Source organism: Vibrio sp. 1401 (assembly GCF_033340295.1).
In genome coordinates this window covers 1-672 of sequence record NZ_JAWOWF010000406.1, presented here as the reverse complement: position 1 = coordinate 672, position 672 = coordinate 1, and the positions used below count along the sequence as shown (strand labels likewise).

1 protein-coding gene is annotated in these 672 nt (G+C 48.1%); it reads right to left on the bottom strand.

Annotated elements, in window-relative coordinates:
* Window positions 1-672: penicillin-binding transpeptidase domain-containing protein (locus tag R7Z77_RS25915; RefSeq protein ID WP_318137119.1), on the bottom strand; the 672-nt coding region annotated here is incomplete at both ends.

Here is a 672-nt window from a genome sequence, read left to right as displayed (position 1 = left end):
CCAGATGTTGCTGTACATCATTTCACGCATCAAGAATGCGTTTTGTTCAGAGATCACTTGTGGTGCGTATTTTGGTTCATCATTTTCTAGTGCGTTCTCTGGAGCTTGGCCATCAACGGCAACGTCTTGCTCACCGAACTCACTGGCAAAGCGATCCATTTCTGGTTGTGGGCTCATTTGTGGGCAATCTTGATGACAAACGCTCTTAGGGTTGGCTTTAAACAAAACTTCGCCAAATGCATCTTCAACGCGTTCGACATAGAACGGCTCAACATAGTAACCGCCGTTTGCAAAAACCGAGTAACCTTGCGCCACTTTCATTGGTGTTAAGCTACCCGCACCCAAGGCGATAGTTTCTGAGCGAGGCACTTCGTTGATATCGAATCCAAAGCGAGTTAGGTACTGACGAGTTTCATCCAGACCCACTTCACGTAAGGTACGAACCGCCATTACGTTTTTCGATTGCGCTAAGCCAATGCGAAGGCGAGTTGGACCACCGTAAGTTGGAGGTGAGTTCTTTGGTCGCCATGCTGAGCCTGAACCTGCGTCCCATTTGTTGATTGGCGCATCGTTGATCAGAGTTGCTAACGTTAGGCCTTTATCGATAGCGGCTGAGTAAATAAATGGTTTGATACTAGAACCAACCTGACGCACGGACATGGTTGCGCGGTT